This window comes from Methanoregula sp., assembly GCF_050010295.1.
In the GTDB taxonomy this organism is placed as follows: Archaea; Halobacteriota; Methanomicrobia; order Methanomicrobiales; family Methanospirillaceae; genus Methanoregula.
The window spans coordinates 115982-135249 of record NZ_JBEKLH010000007.1; the positions used below are offsets into that span (position 1 = coordinate 115982).

Consider the following 19268-nt stretch of genomic DNA (forward strand, 5'->3'; position numbering starts at 1 on the left):
GATGACCACGTTCGCCATCATCGGGCACCTTGCCCGGACGGACGGGGGCTTTTCGTTGAATGACCTGCCGGGCAGCGGCGGGAGGATGGACGTGCTCTGCCGCTGCGTGAACGCTTCCCTCTTCCTCTCGCACGACCTGCGCAGGGATGCTGACTGTTACCTCGTCCTTCTCGGGGCACCGGCCGGGCCGAAGACCGTGAAATTCTCCGGGGCCTCGGTCCGTTCGCTCTCCCCGGACGAGCGGAGTGCCGGAGCCCTCGTCAAAAAGGTGATCGACACTCCGTGCGGGAGCGAGTTCCGGGAAGCTGCCGATGGCGTCTCCATCCGGAAAGGGGGCCTTGAACGCCTCATGACCGAACATGCGTTTGCCGTGCTGGACGAGAACGGGACCGATATCAGGACGGTGCAGGACCTGCCGGCGGCATACCTCCTCTCGGATCACCTGAACTTCACGGAACAGGAGAACGGGCTGACCGGAGCCTGCCCGAGATATTCCGTAGGGCCGAAGTGCCTGCATGCCGATCACGCGATCACCGTATTGCAGAACGAGCTGGACAGGAGGAGATGCGGATGGAAATAAACGAACAGGCAAAGGCGATCCTTGCCTATGGGGAATGCTGCGACCACTGCCTCGGGCGGTTCTTCGGCAAACGCTCGCACGGGCTCTCGAACGACGAACGCGGGCGCGGGCTGAAGATCGCCATCGCCCTCGCGGACAACCAGCCCTACGTGAGGTTCGGGGGGACCTGCTGGGTCTGCGGGAACTTCTTTGACGATGTCCCGCTCTGGGCCGATCGGGTGATCGAGGCCACGAAGGATATCGAATACTCCACGTTCCTCGTCGGCTGCCGCGTCCCGCCGCTCGTGGCCGAGAACGAGGAGATGGTCTGGAGCGACCTCTCGCTTGCCGAGCCCGAGCCGTTCAAGTCCGAAGTGAACCGGGAAGTCGGCAAGGCGGTGTCGGCCCGGACCGGAAAAGTCGTGGACTTTAAAAAACCTGATGTGGTAGCGATCCTCGACCCTGCTTCAGGTGCGGTTGAAGTGCAGGTCAACTCGGTCTTCTTCTACGGCAGGTACAGGAAGTTTGAACGGGGGATCCCCCAGACCCACTGGGACTGCCGGGCCTGCAAGGGTGCCGGCTGCGAGAAGTGCAACTTCACCGGCGCCCAGTATCTCGATTCGGTGGAGGAGCTGATCGGAAGGCCGGTCATTGTGGCATTCGATGCGCAGAACGCGGTTCTGCACGGTGCGGGCAGGGAAGATATCGACGCCCGGATGATCGGGACCGGCAGGCCGTTCATCCTTGAGGTCGTCTCTCCGAAAAGACGATCGCCGGACCTTGCTGCCGTCGAAGCGGAGATCAACCTGACCGCAGAAGGGCGGGTTTCCGTTGCGATAAAACGCTGGAGCAACCGTGGGGAGGTGGAAACCCTTAAATCAAACAAAGCGCATAAAAAATACAGGATCCTGGTCGAGGTTGAGGGCGAATTATCAGCGGATGAGTTCGCAAAAGCCGTAAAAACCTTGCAGGGCGTCACAATACAGCAGCGCACGCCCGAGAGGGTCGCTCACCGGAGAGCCGACAAGGTCCGGGAGCGGAAAGTCCTCGATATCGAGTATGTGGGGCAACAGGACGGCAGATTTGTTGTCGAAGTCCTGGGCGAAGCCGGCCTCTACATCAAGGAACTCGTATCCGGGGACTCAGGCAGAACCCGTCCGAGTCTTGCCGAGATCCTGAAACGAACAGCTCGCGTCACCAGCCTCGACGTCACGCAGGTGGAAGGAGCACAGGAGGGAGAATAAGCATGGCACATCACAATGGTCCACGGAAGAAGACACGGTATAAATTCAAGAAAGAGTTGAGAAAGCGCGGCCTGCCGCCGGTAACTTCGGTCATCCAGAAGTTCGAAGTCGGCGACCGGGTCCACGTTGTTGTTGAGCCGAGCATCCAGAAGGGGATGCCCCACCGCCGCTTCCACGGGAAGACCGGGACTGTCATCGGCCAGCGCGGGCGTGCATGGATGCTGACGATCCGCGACGGCGACGCTGACAAGGTCGTCATTGCAAGACCACAACATCTAAAAGCACAAAAGTAAATTCACTGTCAGGTGATTGGCATCAAAGTAAAGGGTATTATTAGCGAAGAGAAGGTCACGCTCCCCGAGATGCGCAGTGTCCTCTTAGGCGTCGAGTCCGAGCGGATCGCTGCCGAGAAGGAGATGTCCTACGAGTTCCGGCGCAGTATCGAGCATGCCAATCAGCTTGCAAAGACCACTCCCGAAAAGGCAAAGGATCTCGTGGCCGGGCTCTCCAAAATGGAGAAGATGAAGCCGGAGATCGCGTACCGTATCGCCAATATCATGCCGAAGACCCGCGACGAAGTGCGGGCGATCTTTGCAAAAGAGCGGTACACGTTAACTCCTGAAGAGATCGATTCAATCATCGAACTGGTGACGACACACTTCTGAGGTGTGGCACATGAAGGCGGAGAAAAAAGAGATCAACGCGATCGTACTGGATGTGCTGATGAAGGGGCACCCTGATGATCCCCGCCCTCCTTTTAAGAGAGAGCCGATCGTGCAGGCAATGGGCCTCGAACAGTTCAAGCTCCTTGAGCTTGTTCCGAAACCAACGGTCAGGATAGAGCTCCACGAGAAAGTCTATATCGGCGATGCCGAGCGGGAGAAGATCGAACGTGTCAAGCGCAGGATCGGGTATGACGAACTGACGCATACCGCGAAAGGCGAGCTCCCGTTCATCATCGAGAAAGTGATAAAAGACCGCGAGCCCGACTTTGTCACCTTCTTCAACAAGGCGATCTCGATCACGCCCAAGCTCCACATGCTCCACCTGCTCCCGGGCATCGGCAAGAAGCTGATGTGGGAGATCCTTGAGGAGCGCAATAAAAGGCCGTTTACAAACTTTGCGGACATATCCGCGAGAATCAAGTCCATCCCGCACCCGGAGAAGATGATCCATGCCCGGATCCTCGAAGAGCTTCAGGACAAGGACGTAAAGTACCACGTATTCACCACGAAATGAAAGCGCGCCACGACCAGCACTTCCTCATCGATCCCCATGCGGTGAACCGCATAGCGGACCTCGTGGAGGTGCAGGGGAAACGGGTGCTCGAGATCGGGCCGGGAAACGGGGCGCTTACCCGGGCCCTCCTCGACCGTGGTGCCCTTGTCCATGCCATAGAACTCGACGGGCTGCTCTGCGAACAGCTCGCAGACTCGTTTTCTCAGGAGATTGCGGGGGGGCGGCTCACGCTGCAGCACGGGGATGCGACCCGCTGTGAGATTCCTCCCTTTCAGATATCGGTCTCCAACCTCCCCTATTCTGTCTCGTCCAAGATCACCTTCCGGTTACTGGATATCGGGTTTGAAGTAGCTGTCCTGATGTACCAGAGCGAGTTTGCGGAACGGATGGTTGCCCCTGCCGGGACGAAGGACTGCGGGCGGCTCTCGATCATGGTCCAGACCTATGCTGCGGTCCGGCAGTGCTTCCGGCTCCCGCCCCATTGCTTCTCCCCGAAACCGCAGGTGCATTCCACGGTCGTCCAGATCATCCCCCGCGACCCGATCTTTTTTATTGCCAACCGCTGCCTGTACGCAGACGTCGTGCGGGCGCTCTTCTCCCACCGGCGCAAGACGGTGCGCAACTGCCTGAAAGGGTCTGCCGGCAGCATGCTCTCACCTGTGTGGGTGGAGCGGGCGATCCGGGCCTTGCCGGACGAGATCCTCAGGAGCAGGCCGGAAGAGCTCTACCTTGAGGACTTTGCTACTATCGCGAATATTCCCTGAATCCCAAGGCGATTCACGAACTGTAGAACTCTTTTTTGTCTTCCGCATCCGTTATACTGTTATATTCGCGTGACCTGCAATGAAGTGGAAAGGCTGGGAGAAGATCCCGCTTGATATTTCTGATCCATCCAGTCAGACGGGAACCCGTACCGTGGAAGCGATCGCCCCGGTCATCATATCGGCCAGCCGCTCGACCGACATCCCGGCGTTCTACGGCGACTGGTTCCTGAACCGGCTGAGGGAAGGGTACGTGAAATGGAAGAGCCCGTTCGGGGGAAGCCCGGTCTATGTCTCGTTTGCGAAGGCCCGCGTCATGGCGTTCTGGTCGAAGAACCCGGCGCCGTTTTTCCCTTATCTCGATGTGCTCGACCGGATGGGCTACAACTATTGCTTCCTCTTCACGCTGAATGATTACGATACGGAACGGCTCGAACCCTATGTCCCGCCTCTTGACGAACGCATCGCGATGTTCCTGCAACTCTCAGAGCGGATCGGCAGGGGGCGGGTCGTCTGGCGGTTCGACCCGCTCGTCCTCTCGGAGAATATCGCGGTCGGTGACCTGCTGGATAAGATCCGGCGCATCGGGGACCGGATCCACCCCTATACTGAGAGGCTTGTCATCAGTTTCGTGGATATCGAAAAATATGCAAAAGTGCAGCGGAACCTGAAAGTGCAGGGGTTTTCCGATCTCCGCGAGTTCACTCCTGGTGATGTGACGGAGTTCTGCGGGGGGCTTGAGGCGCTCAACCGGCGCTGGGGCCTTTCCATTACGGCCTGCGGGGAGCGCCGCGACCTCTCAATGTACGGCATCCTGCCGGGGCAGTGCATCAGCTACGAGCTGATGACCAGGGAATTTGGTCATGATCCAGCTCTCATGGAGTTCCTTCAGCCCGTTGGTCAACGGACCCTCACGGGTACCACTCGGGCGGCCATCCCGGCAAAATACCTCAAGGACCCGGGGCAGCGGGGCAGCTGCGGGTGCATTGTCTCAAAGGACATCGGGCAGTATTCCACCTGCATACACCTGTGCGCTTACTGTTACGCGAACTCGTCCCCCTCTGTTGTGCGCCGGCACTACCTGCAGTACCTCGGGAACAGGGTAGTGGGTGTGTTCCGGGACACGATAACTGAATGAGAGGGAATATTATCATGAATTGCTCTGCCGGGCCCGTACCTGGAATTTCTCAATGTTATCCTGGCTTTGGTGGAGAGGATTGATTCAGAGACTCCGGTTATCGCGGCGAAACTTTTTGGGACGATACTATTCAAAGCATTTGAATTAAAAAAATCTCAGATTGTTACGAAAGATATATTATTTAATAGAGTAATAGTAGAAAAAAAAGAATGATTAAAAAATTATATTCGTTAGATGTACTTTAGGGTCTATATATTAATCAATAGATAGTTTTTTCTTATCTAATGTATAATAGGGTGTTTGTGATAATTTCATATGACACCTTGCTCAGCAGTATCTGGAGATATTTTGGTACTTGAAAAGTACCGGAAAGGCGAATCTGTACAAAAGATAGATGAAGCTGCTTTGCATAGGTTAGCTAGTATTGGTTTTGCCAAAATGGGAACGGATGTTGAATTGCGAAATGGGAAAATTCGATTGACATCAACTGCAAAACCAACATCATTAGGAAAAAAAATTATCTTGATGGAAATCAAGTAATTAAAATCTAAATATTTTGAAATTGACATTAAATGATAGCTGAAGCGAGGTGTAGGACATTAAGTGTATAGGGTGGGTGCCAAATTTAACTGGGGACATATTCCTTCTAAATCCTCTTAAAACGATTTTGGAACCGGGAATTATTAATAATATAGGTAAATTTGAAAGCAGAATTGCTAAAGAGAGATTAGACTATATCCATAAATATCCAAGGCATTTAGCTAAAATTGTCATCGTAAATGATAAGAAAAAAGAGAATGGACAAGACGCATCTCCTTGGTTATTTGTCTTTTTATTTGCTGATCAAGAGATGAAATGCCCATGCGAAATTATTGCTTTTTACACAGGGACTCCGTCTTATATTTATTTAGGAACAGTTGGCGTTTATGAAGTAGAGAAAAAAGGTATTGTTAGACTTGGGATTAATGAAATTCCTAGTGATGACTATGAATATCAAGATGAGAATGATTTTAATAAACAGAAAATATTTCTTATGAAGGAGACATTTTATGCTGTTCGGGATTTATACCACAAACATACTCATCATGTAAATGATGGAAATAATGATGAAGTTCCGGATAGCTTAACACTTCCCTCATTCTTGGCGGAAACTGATCGATCCGATCAAGATGATAAATATACGGCAGTTCGAAATATTATCCAATACTATCAAGAAAAAATTGTTGAGTATAATAATTACATTTGTGATTTTATAATAAAATCACAAGACCAATCTAATGAAGATGAATATCTTATTAATTCAACAGGGCTTTTAAGACAGGCAAAAGGATGTTTCATCTATGGTAACAACTTGCTAGAACTGTATCCAAAAGCCTTTACTGATGAAGAGTACAAGTATTCACAAAAAATGTTTGTGAATGCAACTTTAGCGGTACAAGCTTTTTGGGATGAAATAAACACTCGGTATAATGCTCGAATTTCTGGAAATTCAAAAAGATTGGCTTTAAATTCAAATTTGCTTGCCCTATTGATTATAATGTTTTCGGTACTATCGTTATTTGATAGATATTTAAATAATTCTGGTCCTGTATTTTTATTTATCCCGATAGTATTGATTGTTGTTTTTGGGTGTGTTGCATTTATTTCAATACGTGAACAAGTTCATGTCAAGTAGAAATAATGATTTTTTGTGGAGAGACCTCATTTTTATTATTCGATAAAAAAGTTACTTTCGGAAGTACTGAAAATGCCCGTTTTCGGCAAATAAACTGCCGGCAGGTTTATCCATCCCGGGCAGGCAATTCCTTTTCACCCGCCCCGCCCAACCGTTTTCATCCATGTCCCACGACCCGGATCAGGTGTACCAGCCGGAAGCCGATACCTTCCTGCTGCTCAGGGCGGCCCGGGCTGAAGTAAAGTCCGGCGATCGGGTACTTGAAATCGGGACCGGTTCCGGCATTATCTCCGCGGAGCTCGCCCGCGTGACCGGGGTGGTGGCAACCGATATCAACCCGCATGCCGTGATGTGCGCCCGGGGTCGCGATGTCGAGGTGGTCCAAAGCGACCTTTTTTCCGGGATCCGGGGTACGTTCGATCTTGTGATCTTCAACCCACCCTACCTTCCCACGCAGCCGGAAGAGCGGATCGACGACTGGCACGAATATGCTCTCGATGGGGGGGAGAGCGGGCGCATGGTGATCGAGCGGTTCGCAGCAGAAGTCGGTCGGGTCGTCGCACCGGAAGGGCGGGTCCTGCTGCTGGTTTCGTCGCTCACCGGGCCTGCTGAAGTAGAGGAATTATTCGCCGGCCACGGTTTTTCCTCCGATCGCGTGGCAGAGGAGACCGTCGAGGACGAGGAACTGTACGTGCTGCGGTTAACCCGGCGGGAGTGATGTACTTCCGGTACCGGCCCGGGCATGGTGCAGCCGAACCAGGAACGTCCCTGCGGGCCGGCTCGTGATCAGACAATCAGCCTTCTTCTCATCAGGTTGATAGAGAGGATGCAGAAGAATGCTGTTACGACAACTATCCATGCGCAGTCGAGCAGGATCGTCCATGCCAGTGCCGGCAGCGTCAGCATCCGCATGATCGCGACGAGATGGGTGAGCGGGAGCAGGGCGAGGGCGATATACTGGAGAAGGATGGGCATGAGCGTGAGCGGGAAGAAGGTGCCCGAGAAGAGTGCCATCGGCGTGATGAAGAGGAACGAGGGGTAGTTCAGGGTGTCGATTCCCGGGCTGACGGCGGTAAAGCACATCGCGATGCCGGCAAACATCAGGCCGCCGAGGAACCCGAACGGGATCGCCAGGAGTGCCAGCGGGAGCGAGACCACGCCGAATGCTGCGAGGACGGGGAGCATGATGACCACGTAGATGACGCTTCGGGTCGCTCCCCAGAGCAGTTCGCCCGCGATGACGTCTTCGATCGAGAGCGGAGTTGCGATCATGGCATCGAAACTTTTCTGGTAGTACATCCGCACGTACGAGCCGTACGTGCACTCGAAGAAGGCAGAGTTCATGACAGCGATGGCAAGGATGGCCGGTGCGATGAAGTTCACGTACGGGATGCCGTTGATATCGTGCACGTAGGACCCGATTCCAAGGCCGATGGCGAAGAGGTAGAGGAGTGCCTCTACGAGCGGCGGGAAGAAGTTTACCTGCCATGTCCTGACAAAGACCACCATGTTCCGGTACCAGACCTTCCAGGCACGCCTGGTGATCCGGGGAAACGAGAACAGGGACTTCATGGTTACTCCCGGAGTGTCCTCCCGGTCAGTTTCAGGAATACATCTTCAAGGGTAGCGGGGCGTGTGGTAACTTTTTCCGGGCTGCACCGCTCGAGCAGGGCGCGGGCCACGTCCCGGGAGGATCCGGTCGCGATCTGCAGGGTGTCGCCGATCTCTTCATACGGCACCATCATCTCGGCGAGACACGCGATCACATCGGAACTCTTCTCCACTTCGACGATCTCGTGGCCCACGTGCTGCTCGACAAGGTCTGCAGGCGCCCCTTCGACCAGGATCTTCCCGTTGTCCATGATCACCAGCCGGTCGCAGAGGCGGGCAGCCTCGTCGAGGTAGTGGGTGGTCAGGACGATGGTGTTTCCCTGCGCCTGCAGGTTTTTGAGCTTCTCCCAGATCAGGTGGCGGGCCTGCGGGTCGAGGCCGATAGTGGGTTCGTCGAGGATGAGCAGGTCGGGGTTGTTGACGAGCGCCCGGGCGAGAATGAGCCGCCGTTTCATCCCGCCGGACAACTTCTCGATGGACACGTCCCGCTTCTCTTTCAGCTGGACGAATTCCAGCAGTTCATCGGCTTTCTTCTGTGCTGCTTCGGCAGGGATATCGAAATACCGGGAATAATAAAACAGGTTCAAAAAACAGGTGAAGTCAGGGTCAAGGTTGGTCTCCTGCGGGACGACACCGAGCCGCTGCTTGATCGCCGCCGGGGACGTATCCGGGTCGATGCCGAGTACCCGGAGAGTTCCGGAAGTCCGCGGCGATACGCAGGTGATCATCTTCATGGTAGTCGTCTTCCCGGCCCCGTTCGGGCCAAGGAACCCGAAGATCTCCCCGCGTTTCACGGCGAAGCGGATGCCGTCGACTGCAATGACGCTCCCGTAGGTCTTTTTCAGATCAAGGGCCTCGATGATGTCGGGCACGGTTTCACGCTTTCAACCAGAGATGCGACGGGTGTCCATAAAAACCCTCATGCCGGGTAACCGGGCTAGAATTCAGAAAAGGGGATGCCGGAAAAATGTTATCCCAGCGGCTCCGGCTTGACGAGCACGATGCCGGCGATGAGGACGGCGAGCAGGGCAACGGTTCCGAAGAGCACCATGGGGTCGACAGACGCAACATTATAGATGAGGAGATGGCGGACTATGCCCGTGAGCCCCGCGATGAGGCAGGGCCCGTACCTCGACATGCTTGGTCCTGAAATAGACGGTGACTGTCTCAAACAGCACGATGATCGTGATGGTGAGGAGGAGGGCGTCAATGACATTGACAAGCCCGTTCGCGAAATCCCGGGACAGGATCATCTGGGCGATCAGCTGGAGTGCGTCCCAGACAGAGAAGAGGCGATGATCGTGAGCAGGATCGCCACGATTGTATACAGGATCATCGGCACAAGAGAAAAGAAAGAGATCACCATGTCCATAATGGAGCGGTTCTTGAACATCGGTAAACCTCGCTGTTGGTTATCGGTAGTGTGTCGCTTGGCAAGGATAAAAGAGTGTGGGGGTGTCTCTCACGGGATCGTATACACCGTCACCGCCGTATCCTGCGAGTCCGCTCAATGCGGTGAATAGCTTCCCCCGCCGCTTCCCGCACGTCGGAGAAGGGATCGGTCTCACATCTTTTCAGCGGTCCTATCCCCCGCCTGTCCCCGAGTTTCCCCAGCACGACCGCCGCCCCGATCCTGACTTCCATCACCCTGTCCTGAAGGCACCCGATCAGGGATGTAACAGCGGCCGGATCCTTGATCCGGCCGAGTGCAGCGATGGCAGCTGCACGAACTTCCGGATCGGTGTCCTGAAGGGCACTGATGAGGGCAGGGACACCGGAAGAATCTCCCAGTCTCCCGAGTGCCCGGGCGGCCTCACAACGGATGGACGGGTGAGGATCGGCAACCGCAGCGGCCAGCGGGGGAATGGCGGCGAGGTCGCCCGACTTCCCCAGAAATATTGCTGCGGTCTGGCGTTTTTTTACCGGACCTGCACGCAATTCGGTGATGAAGGGTGCAATATTGTCCATGAAAAACGGGGTCCCGGGACCTCTTCTCCGTTAGTGTTCGCACTCGTACCCGGATTCATAGGCAGAGATAACGTTCTTCGCTACTTCCGGGGAGAGCCGGTCATGGACAAGGTGCACGAGGGCTTCCACATCCTCCACCGGGAGACAACCCATGCTCTCCTCGCCTTTCCGGATCATGTCGGTGATGTACGTCAGCTCTTCATCACTGAGCCTGCCGATCCTCCGGATGAAATCCTCGCTGTCCTCTGAAAAATGATTTGAGAGCGGGGGAAGGATGGAATGGAATGTGTGGCCGGAGCCGGAGCAGGTCAGGTCGCCGCATTCCGGGGCGAGTTTTTTCAGGATAGCGATATCGCGTTCGTCGAGTTCCCGTGGCATGGTAACTTTCCTGATCAATTATGATCCGGGCTTTGGAATAAACGTGCGTGAAGGGCACCGCTCGCTCTCACGGTCCGGCGTGGTCCCGCCATTGATGCGGCACTCACCCCGGTCTTTTGACGTGGGAGTATAACTTACGCAGTCTGCACAGGTTGGCATACCATCTTCTCTGTTCGTCTGAGTGAATGATGGTTTTGGTTCCCGCAAAAACGAACGAATCGGTAAAACAGGCAACTATCGATCAGCTTACCGGTGTGGGTGAAAGCAGCCCGGTACCGGAAAAAAGGAGATCAGAAATATCTGCCCAGCCAGTCCCGGAAACCGGCCAAAATTCCGCCGGAACTCCCTGAACCGGATGACTTCTTCGCTGTCCTCGGCTGCATGGTCTGTGCGTGGGAGATCGTCCGGCGTACCGGAGGAGCTTCCCGTGCCGGGATATCGCGGAGGGTGCCCTGCGGTTCATCGTCCATGGGCTCGAAACCCCACGAAAATCCTACCTTATAGGCCTTCTCGTTCTGCCGGATCCAGTTGGCGGCGTTCATGTACCCTCGGTCCTCTGCCTTCTTGACCGTATCCTGGTGATCGAGCGTGAAATGGATCTCTCGCTGGAGAGCGACTAACTCTTCATATACTTTTCCGGGGACCTTGATCTTCTCCCTGCTCATAACTCTTCCTATAGGGTTATGCAGGGATACGATATTTAATGCTTCCCCTAAAAAACGCCAAAATTAAGGGATATTCGTAATACGGCTTGTACCGAACGGCCAGAACAGGCATCGCGCAAGATTGATAAGCGCTCCTGACAACTTTCACTCATAGTACGTAAGCAGGAGCAGACCATGGGAAAAGTCATCTATGACGGGGACGATTTCAAGAGGATGTTGCGGACGGACATGCTCGCCCTGCAACGGATCGTCAGTGCACGGAAGTTCGGGATCCACGAGATACGCTACAAGGACACCAAGATCAAGGTCGAGATCACGAAAAAGGGCGACGATATCGTGGTGAAACGGTTCCGGCCCGTCTGATCCAGACATAGCCAGACTATTTTCATATACCGGGTTATGCCTTCTCCCGGTATTTTTTCGAGCATCACCCTCTTCTTTTCGATCAATGAGGGATGGTGAACGGTGCTGCGATGGATACTACGAAAGATATTCACCTCTGAAATAACTTCCCGAGCTGCCGGAACGGCTATACCGTTGAGGCATCATTGAGCCGGAAACATCCTTCTCAGGCTATCCCCGTTCCTGTAAGCAAAATTTGATAAACTATAAGGTTTATATTACAAAATGTCAAATAAACTTTACAAGATGCGGGAGTTTATCCCCCTCATCGAATCTCTTCAAAAGATGCCAATATGACCAATATGAGGTAACAATCATGGAAAAGAGCAGTATCATTGCAGTTCTCGCAGCGGCCATATTCGTTGCCGCGATCATTACCGCGGGATGCACGCAGGACACCGGCAGCGGTTCAAGTTCCCCGGCAAACGGCCAGCAGTACACGACCTCCAGCGCGGGAAATACCCCCCCCTCGGGTAATGGTGGATCCCAAAGCGGCGGTTACGCCGGAAACTCTGGCAGTACCGGTGGGAGCCAGCAGTTCCACGGGATGGGTATGCTTACGAATCAGACCCTGCTCACCGCAGCTGCCGGTAAACTGGGCGTATCCGAATCGGATCTCCAGAATGCCTTAAACAGCACGGTGAACGCAACGAGCGGGCGCCCGAACCTCGCCGCTGCTGCACAGCAGCTCGGCGTCACCCAGCAGCAGCTCATGGCCGCGTTTGGCTTCCCTGCCGGCGGGTACCGGGGCAACCGTTCCCATGCCATGGCGACACCGGCATCCGGCCAATAACCTGGTACGGTGACCCATGTCCCGATCCTTTTTTTTCCTGTTGTTATGTTCGACAATCGTTCTCCTTATCCTTCTCTCCTCTCCTGTCGCGGCAGATGATAGTAACACGACAACAACGGTACCGACCACCATAGCGACAACGGTACCGACCACCATAGCGACAACGGTACCGACCACCATAGCGACAACGGTACCGACCACCATAGCGACAACGGTACCGACCACCATAGCGACCCGTAACTACGACTGCCGCGATTCTCCCTGTCGCAGGGTTCAGCGCTACTCCGGTATCGGGCACGGCGCCTCTGACGGTCCAGTTCACCGATACCTCTACCAACTCCCCGACAACATGGAGCTGGACTTTCGGTGACGGGGGCACAAGCACGAGCCAGAACCCCTCGTATACCTACAACACGCCGGGAGTATATTCTGTTTCCCTGACAGCCTCCAACTCAGCGGGGAGCAGCGCGATGGATACGCAGACGGGCTATATCACGGTGAGTTCTGCAGCAACGACCATCCCGGTACCGATCTTTTCCGCCTCACCGACCTCCGGGGCAGCACCCCTTGAGGTAACGTTCACGGACGAGTCGACCGGGTCCCCGGCATCCTGGAGCTGGAGTTTCGGGGATGGCGGTACCAGCACTCTGGAAAACCCCACCAATACCTACGAGAACAACGGGACGTACTCCGTGACGCTGACGGAAACGAACTCGCTTGGCACCAACGCAACAACCATGACGGGATATATCGTGGTCGGGGCTGTAGCACCGGTCGCCTCCTATACGGAATCATCCACATCCGGCACTGCACCGTTCAACGTCCAGTTCACCGACACCTCAACGAATGCACCAACCTCGTGGACATGGAACTTCGGCGACGGCACGACCGGTACCGTGGAGAACCCGTCTCACACGTACACAAATCCCGGCAGTTTTGTCGCAACTCTGATCGCGGCGAATGCCGCGGGCACCAGTACGTCCGTCCAGCAGGATACGATTACCGTGAGTGCCCCGGTCGCAGCAGCAACGTTTGCACCGGTCGTGACTGCAACACCACAGCCCACCCTGCCCGTGGTCTCCTTTGTGGGGACACCGATCTCGGGCGCTGCCCCGCTCGTGGTCCAGTTCACCGCAACGGCTCCGGAATCACCCGAATCCTTTGCTTGGGACTTCGGTGACGGGGGCACGAGCACGAGTCAGAACCCCTCATATACCTACACCATTCCGGGGACGTACACGGTCACGCTCACGGTGAAATACGCGGAAGGGAGCATTCCCTCGGTATTGACGAGTTACATTAACGTAGGCGAGCCCTCCACGCCATCTCCTCTCTCTCTCGATCTCCCGCTTATCGCACTCGGGATCGCCGGGATGGTATCGGTGATGATCACGGGCCGGCGGTGCAGGGGAAAGCCTGAATAATCTGATACCCGGGAGGGGTGGGGTATCAGTCATTCAGGCCGGGTACACAGGTACGTAAGCTCCCGGCAGGGGGCACAGCACACCGGGTCTTCTCTGCCGTGAGGAGGAGCTCACTGCCGGAGAAGGCTTTGGGATGAACACTGCCTGCCGGGTCTCCATTAACCGTCTGTTGCCGATCCGTAACTCTCATGTACTATTGTTCACAATATCCATGAATGGGAAATCCGGGTAACAGGAATGCGGAGTCTGGTCTCAACCTCCTGATCCTCTCCGTCTCGCTTGCTCTGTTCATGTCGGGCCTTGACGGCACTATCGTCAATATCGCCCTCCCGACGATCTCCGAGGCGTTTCAGGTCTCCACGAGTGCCGTGAGCTGGGTGGCGACGGCCTACCTGCTGGTGATGGCGGGCTGCGTGCTGGTTTTCGGGAAGGTAGCCGACATGGTCGGGTTCAGGAAAATATTCCTCTCGGGTTTCGTCATCTTCACGCTCGGATCCTTTTCCTGCGGGCTTTTACCGGAGATCGCCGGCGGGCTTTACTCGCTCATCGGTTCACGGGTCCTCCAGGCCGTCGGCGGGGCGATGATCTCTGCCATCGCTCCCGCCATGATCACTGCTTATATCCCTATGGAGCAGAAAGGAAAGGCGATGGGCATCGTCATGACCTTCGCGGCCCTCGGGACTGCCCTTGGCCCGACGATCGGCGGTGTCCTGACCCAGTATCTCTCGTGGCACTGGATCTTCTTCATCAACGTGCCGGTCGGGATCTTCGCGGTCCTGCTCGGGTCAAAGGTCATTCCCGAGGCAGTCGGGCGGGAAAAACTGACCGGTTTCGACCGGGCCGGTGCAGGGCTGGTATTCGCAGGCCTCGCATCGCTCCTCTTCGTGGTATCGGAAGGTGCGACCCTTGGCTGGACATCCCCGGCCATTGCCGCACTCGCCATCGTCGCGGTCGTCACCCTGGCATGGTTCGTCTGGCACGAACTCCGGGTGGCCGATCCGCTCCTCGACCTCGGCCTCTTCAGGAACCGGAATTTCCTTCTCACCAACCTCCTCCTCTCGCTGGTCTTTTTCAGCTTTGCGGGAATCAACTACCTCCTGCCGTTCTACCTGAAATATGTCCGTAGCTATGACACGTCTTCAGCCGGGTTGATCATGACCTCGCTCTCCTTTGCCATGATGGGTGCCGGCATCCTTGCCGGGATGCTGTACAATCGTGCGGGGCCCCGGGTGCTCTGTATCGCTGCCGGCGCCTTCCTGACCGCCGGCTACTTCCTGATGACCCGGCTGCATACCGGTACCCCGGCGGGATACGTGGTCGTAAGCCTCGTGCTGATTGGTTTTGGCCTCGGCCTGATGATAACCCCTGCTTCGAACCTGATCATGAACTCGGTTGCGAGGACAAAGCAGGGGATGATCTCAAGCCTGACCAGCCTCGAACGGTTTGCGCCCCTGACCCTCGGGATAGCCGCATTCAACCTGATCTTCATCCAGGGGATTCTCGCGATTGCCGCGGGCCACAATGTTCTGATGACCTCCCCGGCGGAGATCAAGATGCAGGTGCTTGCCGCCGGCTTCGACCTCGCATTCCTGCTCTCGTTCGTGCTCGGGATTGTCATCCTTGTCCTGGCTCTTGTCGTCAGGGAAGAGGTCCATCCGGATTATCGCACCGGATCCGATGAAGACGGGCCCGCGATAGGGATGATCTGAATGGGAACAGATCCCATTTACCTGTCCCGATCTCCTGTACGGACTGCCGGTGCAGGAAAATCTTCATTTGCATTCCTGTCCTGACCGGCGATCAATATCCTCCAGGAAAAGTGGGTACCCATTACCCTCCCTCGTTGTAGGGCGATCCACCCGGTTTCAACAAGTTTTCCATCTTCTTCCTGTCGTACCCGAAGATGAATTCATTGCCGATCCGGACAATCGGTGCGCTGAGATGCCCGGTCTTCTCGATGATCATGGTCCTTGCCTCGTCGTTGGATGCGAGATCGATCTCCTCGAACGGAACATCCCGGGAACTGAGGAACTCCTTGATCTCGTGACAGTTATGGCACCTCGGCGTTGAGTAGATGGTCACTTTTCTTCCTTCTCCCGGTTTTTCTCCACCCCAGATCTTCTCGATGAAGGCCTCGCGCCCGGAATAGGTCTTGTACGCCTGGTATTCCCGGGGCTTCTTCTTCGCATAGTCCTGGTGGTAATCCTCGGCAGGGTAAAAATTCGTGTACGGCCGGATCTCCGTTGCCACGGGTTTTTTGAATTTCCCGGAATCGTTGATCTTTTTCTTTGAAGCCTCAGCGATCCGCTTCTGCTCGTCATCGTGGTAAAATATGGCGGTCCTGTACTGCGATCCCTTGTCCGCGAACTGGCCCTCCCCGTCAGTCGGATCGATCTGCGTCCAGAAGACGTCGAGGAGCTTTTCATACGGGACCTTGTCGGGATCGTAAGTTACCTGCACCGATTCGAGATGTCCCGTAATACCTGACGAGACTTCCTCATAGCTCGGGTTCTCCTTCGTCCCGCCGGCGTCCCCGGCCACCACTTCCGTAACGCCTTCGATCTGCTGGAAAGGCGGCTGCATGCACCAGAAGCATCCACCGGCAAATGTTGCCTTCATCAGTTTTCTGTCCATAGTATCCTTCTCTTCTCCCGTCACCCGAACGTGAACGTATACGCCCGCAGGCCTGGCTGCGGGATCTCCAGTTCCAGCGTGTGCTCACCATAATCCTTCCCCGCCACGAGCTGGTACAGCTGCTCGTCCTTTACCATGGCGACGCCACCGGAGACGTCAGGACCGGCACTATCGCCAACCGGCCTGCCGTCCACCATGACGCTCACATTTGTTGAATTCCCGGCGCTCACCGGTTTGCTTGGGTCTGGGGCTGAAGGAATCGAGGGCACATCGCCTACCGTAGACCCTCCACCGGCTTCTCCGTTGCGTAGAGGAAAAATTCGGCCATCCCCCCGTGGATTACGCGGCGCCGGTGTATGATGCCCTCATGCCATGACAACGGGAGATGAAGTGGATCTGCCGGATTTTTATGAAGGAGCCGGTTCTTCCTCAAACCGGAATGCTCCTTCCGGTACCACGATCTCAAACTGTGCACCCTCGCCCGGGGTACCGGTTTCGCTGATGGAAATGCCGGAAATTGACAGGATCTCCCGGGAGAGGAAGAGGCCAAGCCCGGTATTTTTCCCGAAACCGCGTTTGAACAGGTGCTGTTTGTCTTCAGGAGATATTCCGATCCCATTATCGGCAACGGTGACTATGAGCCCGCTGCCGGCTGGATGATGCGAGATACTTATACAGGTGACTGCGCCCCCATACTGCCGGGTATTATCAAACAGGTTATAAAAGACCTTTTCGAGGAGCGGGTCAGCATAGATTTCAAGGCGGTCATCGGGAATTTCAACGGTAATGGGATTAGCTGCCATCTGTGATTCGGCGGAATGGACAACGACGGATAACCGCTGCCACACGGGGGCCTTGCTCCCGAGATCCTCATATTCCTTGGTGAATTCGATCTGGCGCTGAATGGTGTTTGCCGCCTTCTTCGCCCGGTTCATATGGACAATTCTCTCCGGTTCTTTCACGGTTTTCTGTGCGAGATCGATGGAACCGGAGAGCACCATCAGCTGGTTCATGATATCATGGCGAGTAATACCTGACATCAGGTTCAGTTTCCTACTGGCAAGGGCAAGTGCATCTTCAGCACGTTTTCGTTCGGTGACATTCCTGATGTTGCACTGGATAATCCTCTCATCGCCTACAAGGTACACGTTGCTGACGAACTCTACATGGATGGCCCTGCCCTGCTGGGTTTCCAGGGGCAGATCTTCATACCGGATATATCCGTCAGTTTTCAGTTTCGCAAACGCTTCCATTGCAAAGGATTTGTCTTTGAGAAAACCAAGTTCCCAGAGGTGCCTGCCAACGAAATACTCCAGCGGGTATCCCAGCATGTCGAGAATGAATGTATTCGCATCGATAATTTCTCCGGTATCACCGTTAAGGATCAGAATACCGTCCTGTGCCGTTTCAAACAGGCGGCGGTACCTGGTTTCGGAAACCTGCAAGGTATCAAGAGCCATCTTCCTGTCAGTGATATCCCTGATGTTACACTGGATAATCCTCTTGTCGCCCACAAGGTAGACATTACTGACGAACTCCACACTGATAGCCTTGCCCTGCTGGGTTTCCAGGGGCAGATCTTCATACCGGATATACCCGTCAGTTTTCAGTTTCGCAAACGCTTCCATTGCGAAGGATCTGTCTTTGAGAAAACCAAGTTCCCAGAGGTGCCTGCCAACGAAATACTCCAGCGGGTATCCCAGCATGTCGAGAATGAATGTATTTGCATCGATAATTTCTCCGCTCTCCCCGTCAAGGATCAGGATCGCATCCTGTGCCGTTTCAAACAGGCGGCGGTACTGGAGTTCTGATCTTTCCAGTTCATGTTCGGCAGCTATCCGTTGCCCTTCGTGGTCAAGCGTCACGAGAGCGAACGAGATATCCCCGGACTGTTCTTCCAGAAGCCGTACGATCCGGTCATTAAAAAATCCCGGTTCAGAAGCATAGAAGGTGATGACCCCGGCATTTCCGGTATCAAGCGCGAAGGGGAACGCGGCAAGAGAACGATAGCCTCGCCCGAGCGCCTCTTTGCGCCACAGCGCCATCGTCGGATCGCGTTCAATATCATTACAGATATGGAATCTTCTCTCCCGGAATGCAGTTACGGTCGGATCTTGCCCATGAGGTGAGTCATCAACCGACAGTGAGATCGTATCAAGGTAGTTTTCACCATGACCGGACGCCGCAACAGGTTCGATGAGACGTTTTTCACTATTGACGAGTCCTGCCCATGCCATCGTAAAGCCGCCTTCAGCGACAACAATCCGGCAGATCTCGTCCAGCAGTTCTGATCTATCATGGATATGGACGATTGCCTTGTTGGTCGCGGAAAGCACCGCATAGAGCCGGTTGACGGTGGTGACCTGCGCATCAGCCCGGCGGTGTTCGACTGCTGCCTTGATCTTGTGCATAAGCTCGGTAAACAGCGATTCTGTGTCCCCCCCTTTCTGGAGATAAAAGTCAGCACCGTTTTCAAAGGCTTTGACAGCAATCTCCTCCCTGCCCTTACCGGTAAACATGATGAACGGGATATTGATATTCATCGCCCGGACCTGTTTTAACAACTCGATGCCATCCATACCTGGCATCTGGTAATCGGAAACAATGGCCTGGATCCCATTGGATTTAATCAGCTCGAGTGCAGCAGAACCCGATGATGCGGTGGCCACTGCAAATTCTTGTGTCTGCTCAAGATACGATTTGCCAGTATCAAGGAGATCGGACTCATCATCTACATAGAGGACTGATATCATAAGGACCAGATCGAGGACATCGGT

At 54.9% G+C, this 19268-nt stretch carries 27 protein-coding genes and 1 pseudogene; 17 read left to right on the forward strand and 11 right to left on the reverse strand.

The genetic code is table 11. The features are described from left to right. Position 1 precedes the first annotated feature (1 nt). The 10 genes from trmY to ABSB80_RS10015 all read left to right on the forward strand — a co-directional run bounded on the left by trmY (position 2) and on the right by ABSB80_RS10015 (position 7334). Positions 2 to 580 (forward strand): tRNA (pseudouridine(54)-N(1))-methyltransferase TrmY, encoded by a 579-nt coding sequence (trmY, locus tag ABSB80_RS09970; protein WP_428370470.1) that lies wholly within the window; start codon positions 2 to 4, stop codon positions 578 to 580. After that, complete coding sequence (locus tag ABSB80_RS09975) at positions 571 to 1803, forward strand: tRNA pseudouridine(54/55) synthase Pus10 (protein ID WP_428370471.1); 1233 nt, start codon at positions 571 to 573, stop codon at positions 1801 to 1803. The genes trmY and ABSB80_RS09975 overlap by 10 nt, the downstream gene beginning before the upstream one ends. 2 nt (positions 1804 to 1805) lie before the next feature. Beyond that, positions 1806 to 2096: a 50S ribosomal protein L21e gene (locus ABSB80_RS09980; RefSeq protein WP_428370472.1), complete on the forward strand. Its 291-nt coding sequence runs from the start codon at positions 1806 to 1808 to the stop codon at positions 2094 to 2096. 21 nt (positions 2097 to 2117) lie between these two features. Continuing rightward, positions 2118 to 2468 (forward strand): RNA polymerase Rpb4 family protein, encoded by a 351-nt coding sequence (locus ABSB80_RS09985; RefSeq protein WP_428370518.1) that lies wholly within the window; start codon positions 2118 to 2120, stop codon positions 2466 to 2468. Between the two features lie 10 nt (positions 2469 to 2478). Beyond that, positions 2479 to 3042 (forward strand): DUF655 domain-containing protein, encoded by a 564-nt coding sequence (locus tag ABSB80_RS09990; RefSeq protein ID WP_428370473.1) that lies wholly within the window; start codon positions 2479 to 2481, stop codon positions 3040 to 3042. Beyond that, the gene (rsmA, locus tag ABSB80_RS09995; RefSeq protein ID WP_428370474.1) at positions 3039 to 3806 is read left to right on the forward strand and encodes a 16S rRNA (adenine(1518)-N(6)/adenine(1519)-N(6))-dimethyltransferase RsmA; all 768 of its coding nucleotides are present in this window, start codon (positions 3039 to 3041) and stop codon (positions 3804 to 3806) included. The genes ABSB80_RS09990 and rsmA overlap by 4 nt, the downstream gene beginning before the upstream one ends. A 79-nt stretch (positions 3807 to 3885) precedes the next feature. Continuing rightward, positions 3886 to 4941 (forward strand): DUF1848 domain-containing protein, encoded by a 1056-nt coding sequence (locus tag ABSB80_RS10000; protein WP_428370475.1) that lies wholly within the window; start codon positions 3886 to 3888, stop codon positions 4939 to 4941. 348 nt (positions 4942 to 5289) lie between these two features. Then, the gene (locus tag ABSB80_RS10005; protein WP_428370476.1) at positions 5290 to 5481 is read left to right on the forward strand and encodes a hypothetical protein; all 192 of its coding nucleotides are present in this window, start codon (positions 5290 to 5292) and stop codon (positions 5479 to 5481) included. A gap of 127 nt (positions 5482 to 5608) precedes the next feature. Next, positions 5609 to 6616, forward strand: coding sequence for a hypothetical protein (locus ABSB80_RS10010; RefSeq protein ID WP_428370477.1), 1008 nt, complete (start codon positions 5609 to 5611; stop codon positions 6614 to 6616). Between the two features lie 163 nt (positions 6617 to 6779). Further along, complete coding sequence (locus ABSB80_RS10015; RefSeq protein WP_428370478.1) at positions 6780 to 7334, forward strand: HemK2/MTQ2 family protein methyltransferase; 555 nt, start codon at positions 6780 to 6782, stop codon at positions 7332 to 7334. Positions 7335 to 7402: 68 nt separating this feature from the next. On the opposite strand, the gene ABSB80_RS10020 is transcribed toward ABSB80_RS10015, so the two are convergent. The 3 genes from ABSB80_RS10020 to ABSB80_RS10030 form a co-directional block, all read right to left on the reverse strand. Further along, positions 7403 to 8188, reverse strand: coding sequence for an ABC transporter permease (locus ABSB80_RS10020; protein ID WP_428370479.1), 786 nt, complete (start codon positions 8186 to 8188; stop codon positions 7403 to 7405). A gap of 2 nt (positions 8189 to 8190) precedes the next feature. Beyond that, positions 8191 to 9099, reverse strand: a complete 909-nt coding sequence (locus tag ABSB80_RS10025; protein ID WP_428370480.1) for an ABC transporter ATP-binding protein — start codon at positions 9097 to 9099, stop codon at positions 8191 to 8193. Between the two features lie 98 nt (positions 9100 to 9197). Continuing rightward, on the reverse strand, positions 9198 to 9365 hold the full coding sequence (locus ABSB80_RS10030) for a hypothetical protein (RefSeq protein WP_428370481.1): 168 nt from the start codon (positions 9363 to 9365) through the stop codon (positions 9198 to 9200). Between ABSB80_RS10030 and ABSB80_RS10035 the strand changes: the two genes are divergently transcribed. After that, positions 9364 to 9750 carry a hypothetical protein gene (locus ABSB80_RS10035; RefSeq protein ID WP_428370482.1) on the forward strand — a complete coding sequence of 129 codons (387 nt, stop codon included), beginning with the start codon at positions 9364 to 9366 and terminating at the stop codon, positions 9748 to 9750. The two genes, ABSB80_RS10030 and ABSB80_RS10035, sit on opposite strands and share 2 nt — an antisense overlap. On the opposite strand, the gene ABSB80_RS10040 is transcribed toward ABSB80_RS10035, so the two are convergent. The 4 genes from ABSB80_RS10040 to ABSB80_RS10055 all read right to left on the reverse strand — a co-directional run bounded on the left by ABSB80_RS10040 (position 9710) and on the right by ABSB80_RS10055 (position 11238). Further along, on the reverse strand, positions 9710 to 10195 hold the full coding sequence (locus ABSB80_RS10040) for a HEAT repeat domain-containing protein (protein ID WP_428370483.1): 486 nt from the start codon (positions 10193 to 10195) through the stop codon (positions 9710 to 9712). The two genes, ABSB80_RS10035 and ABSB80_RS10040, sit on opposite strands and share 41 nt — an antisense overlap. A 30-nt stretch (positions 10196 to 10225) precedes the next feature. Further along, entirely contained in the window at positions 10226 to 10573 is a 348-nt protein-coding gene (locus ABSB80_RS10045; protein ID WP_428370484.1) for a hypothetical protein, read from the reverse strand. A gap of 18 nt (positions 10574 to 10591) precedes the next feature. Beyond that, positions 10592 to 10732 carry a hypothetical protein gene (locus ABSB80_RS10050; RefSeq protein ID WP_428370485.1) on the reverse strand — a complete coding sequence of 47 codons (141 nt, stop codon included), beginning with the start codon at positions 10730 to 10732 and terminating at the stop codon, positions 10592 to 10594. A gap of 131 nt (positions 10733 to 10863) precedes the next feature. Continuing rightward, positions 10864 to 11238, reverse strand: coding sequence for a hypothetical protein (locus ABSB80_RS10055; RefSeq protein WP_428370486.1), 375 nt, complete (start codon positions 11236 to 11238; stop codon positions 10864 to 10866). Positions 11239 to 11412: 174 nt separating this feature from the next. Between ABSB80_RS10055 and ABSB80_RS10060 the strand changes: the two genes are divergently transcribed. From ABSB80_RS10060 to ABSB80_RS10080, 5 genes and pseudogenes are all read left to right on the forward strand, one after another. Continuing rightward, entirely contained in the window at positions 11413 to 11601 is a 189-nt protein-coding gene (locus ABSB80_RS10060; protein ID WP_428370487.1) for a hypothetical protein, read from the forward strand. 355 nt (positions 11602 to 11956) lie between these two features. Continuing rightward, entirely contained in the window at positions 11957 to 12433 is a 477-nt protein-coding gene (locus ABSB80_RS10065) for a hypothetical protein (RefSeq protein ID WP_428370488.1), read from the forward strand. 16 nt (positions 12434 to 12449) lie between these two features. Then, complete coding sequence (locus ABSB80_RS10070) at positions 12450 to 12803, forward strand: hypothetical protein (protein WP_428370489.1); 354 nt, start codon at positions 12450 to 12452, stop codon at positions 12801 to 12803. Then, a pseudogene (locus tag ABSB80_RS10075) lies at positions 12739 to 12873 on the forward strand (PKD domain-containing protein); the annotation flags it as partial. The gene ABSB80_RS10070 and the pseudogene ABSB80_RS10075, both read left to right, overlap by 65 nt. Positions 12874 to 12903: 30 nt before the next feature. Next, positions 12904 to 13857 carry a PKD domain-containing protein gene (locus ABSB80_RS10080; protein WP_428370490.1) on the forward strand — a complete coding sequence of 318 codons (954 nt, stop codon included), beginning with the start codon at positions 12904 to 12906 and terminating at the stop codon, positions 13855 to 13857. Between the two features lie 25 nt (positions 13858 to 13882). Here ABSB80_RS10080 and ABSB80_RS10085 read toward each other — a convergent pair whose 3' ends face one another. Next, positions 13883 to 14047 (reverse strand): hypothetical protein, encoded by a 165-nt coding sequence (locus ABSB80_RS10085; protein WP_428370491.1) that lies wholly within the window; start codon positions 14045 to 14047, stop codon positions 13883 to 13885. Positions 14048 to 14072: 25 nt separating this feature from the next. Here ABSB80_RS10085 and ABSB80_RS10090 point away from each other — a divergent pair, with 25 nt between their 5' ends. Next, positions 14073 to 15566, forward strand: coding sequence for an MFS transporter (locus ABSB80_RS10090; protein ID WP_428370492.1), 1494 nt, complete (start codon positions 14073 to 14075; stop codon positions 15564 to 15566). A 121-nt stretch (positions 15567 to 15687) separates the two neighbouring features. Here ABSB80_RS10090 and msrA read toward each other — a convergent pair whose 3' ends face one another. The 3 genes from msrA to ABSB80_RS10105 all read right to left on the reverse strand — a co-directional run bounded on the left by msrA (position 15688) and on the right by ABSB80_RS10105 (position 19244). Then, positions 15688 to 16491 carry a peptide-methionine (S)-S-oxide reductase MsrA gene (msrA, locus tag ABSB80_RS10095; protein WP_428370493.1) on the reverse strand — a complete coding sequence of 268 codons (804 nt, stop codon included), beginning with the start codon at positions 16489 to 16491 and terminating at the stop codon, positions 15688 to 15690. A gap of 20 nt (positions 16492 to 16511) precedes the next feature. After that, positions 16512 to 16760, reverse strand: a complete 249-nt coding sequence (locus tag ABSB80_RS10100) for a hypothetical protein (protein WP_428370494.1) — start codon at positions 16758 to 16760, stop codon at positions 16512 to 16514. Between the two features lie 138 nt (positions 16761 to 16898). Beyond that, positions 16899 to 19244 (reverse strand): PAS domain S-box protein, encoded by a 2346-nt coding sequence (locus ABSB80_RS10105; RefSeq protein WP_428370495.1) that lies wholly within the window; start codon positions 19242 to 19244, stop codon positions 16899 to 16901. Positions 19245 to 19268 lie beyond the last annotated feature (24 nt).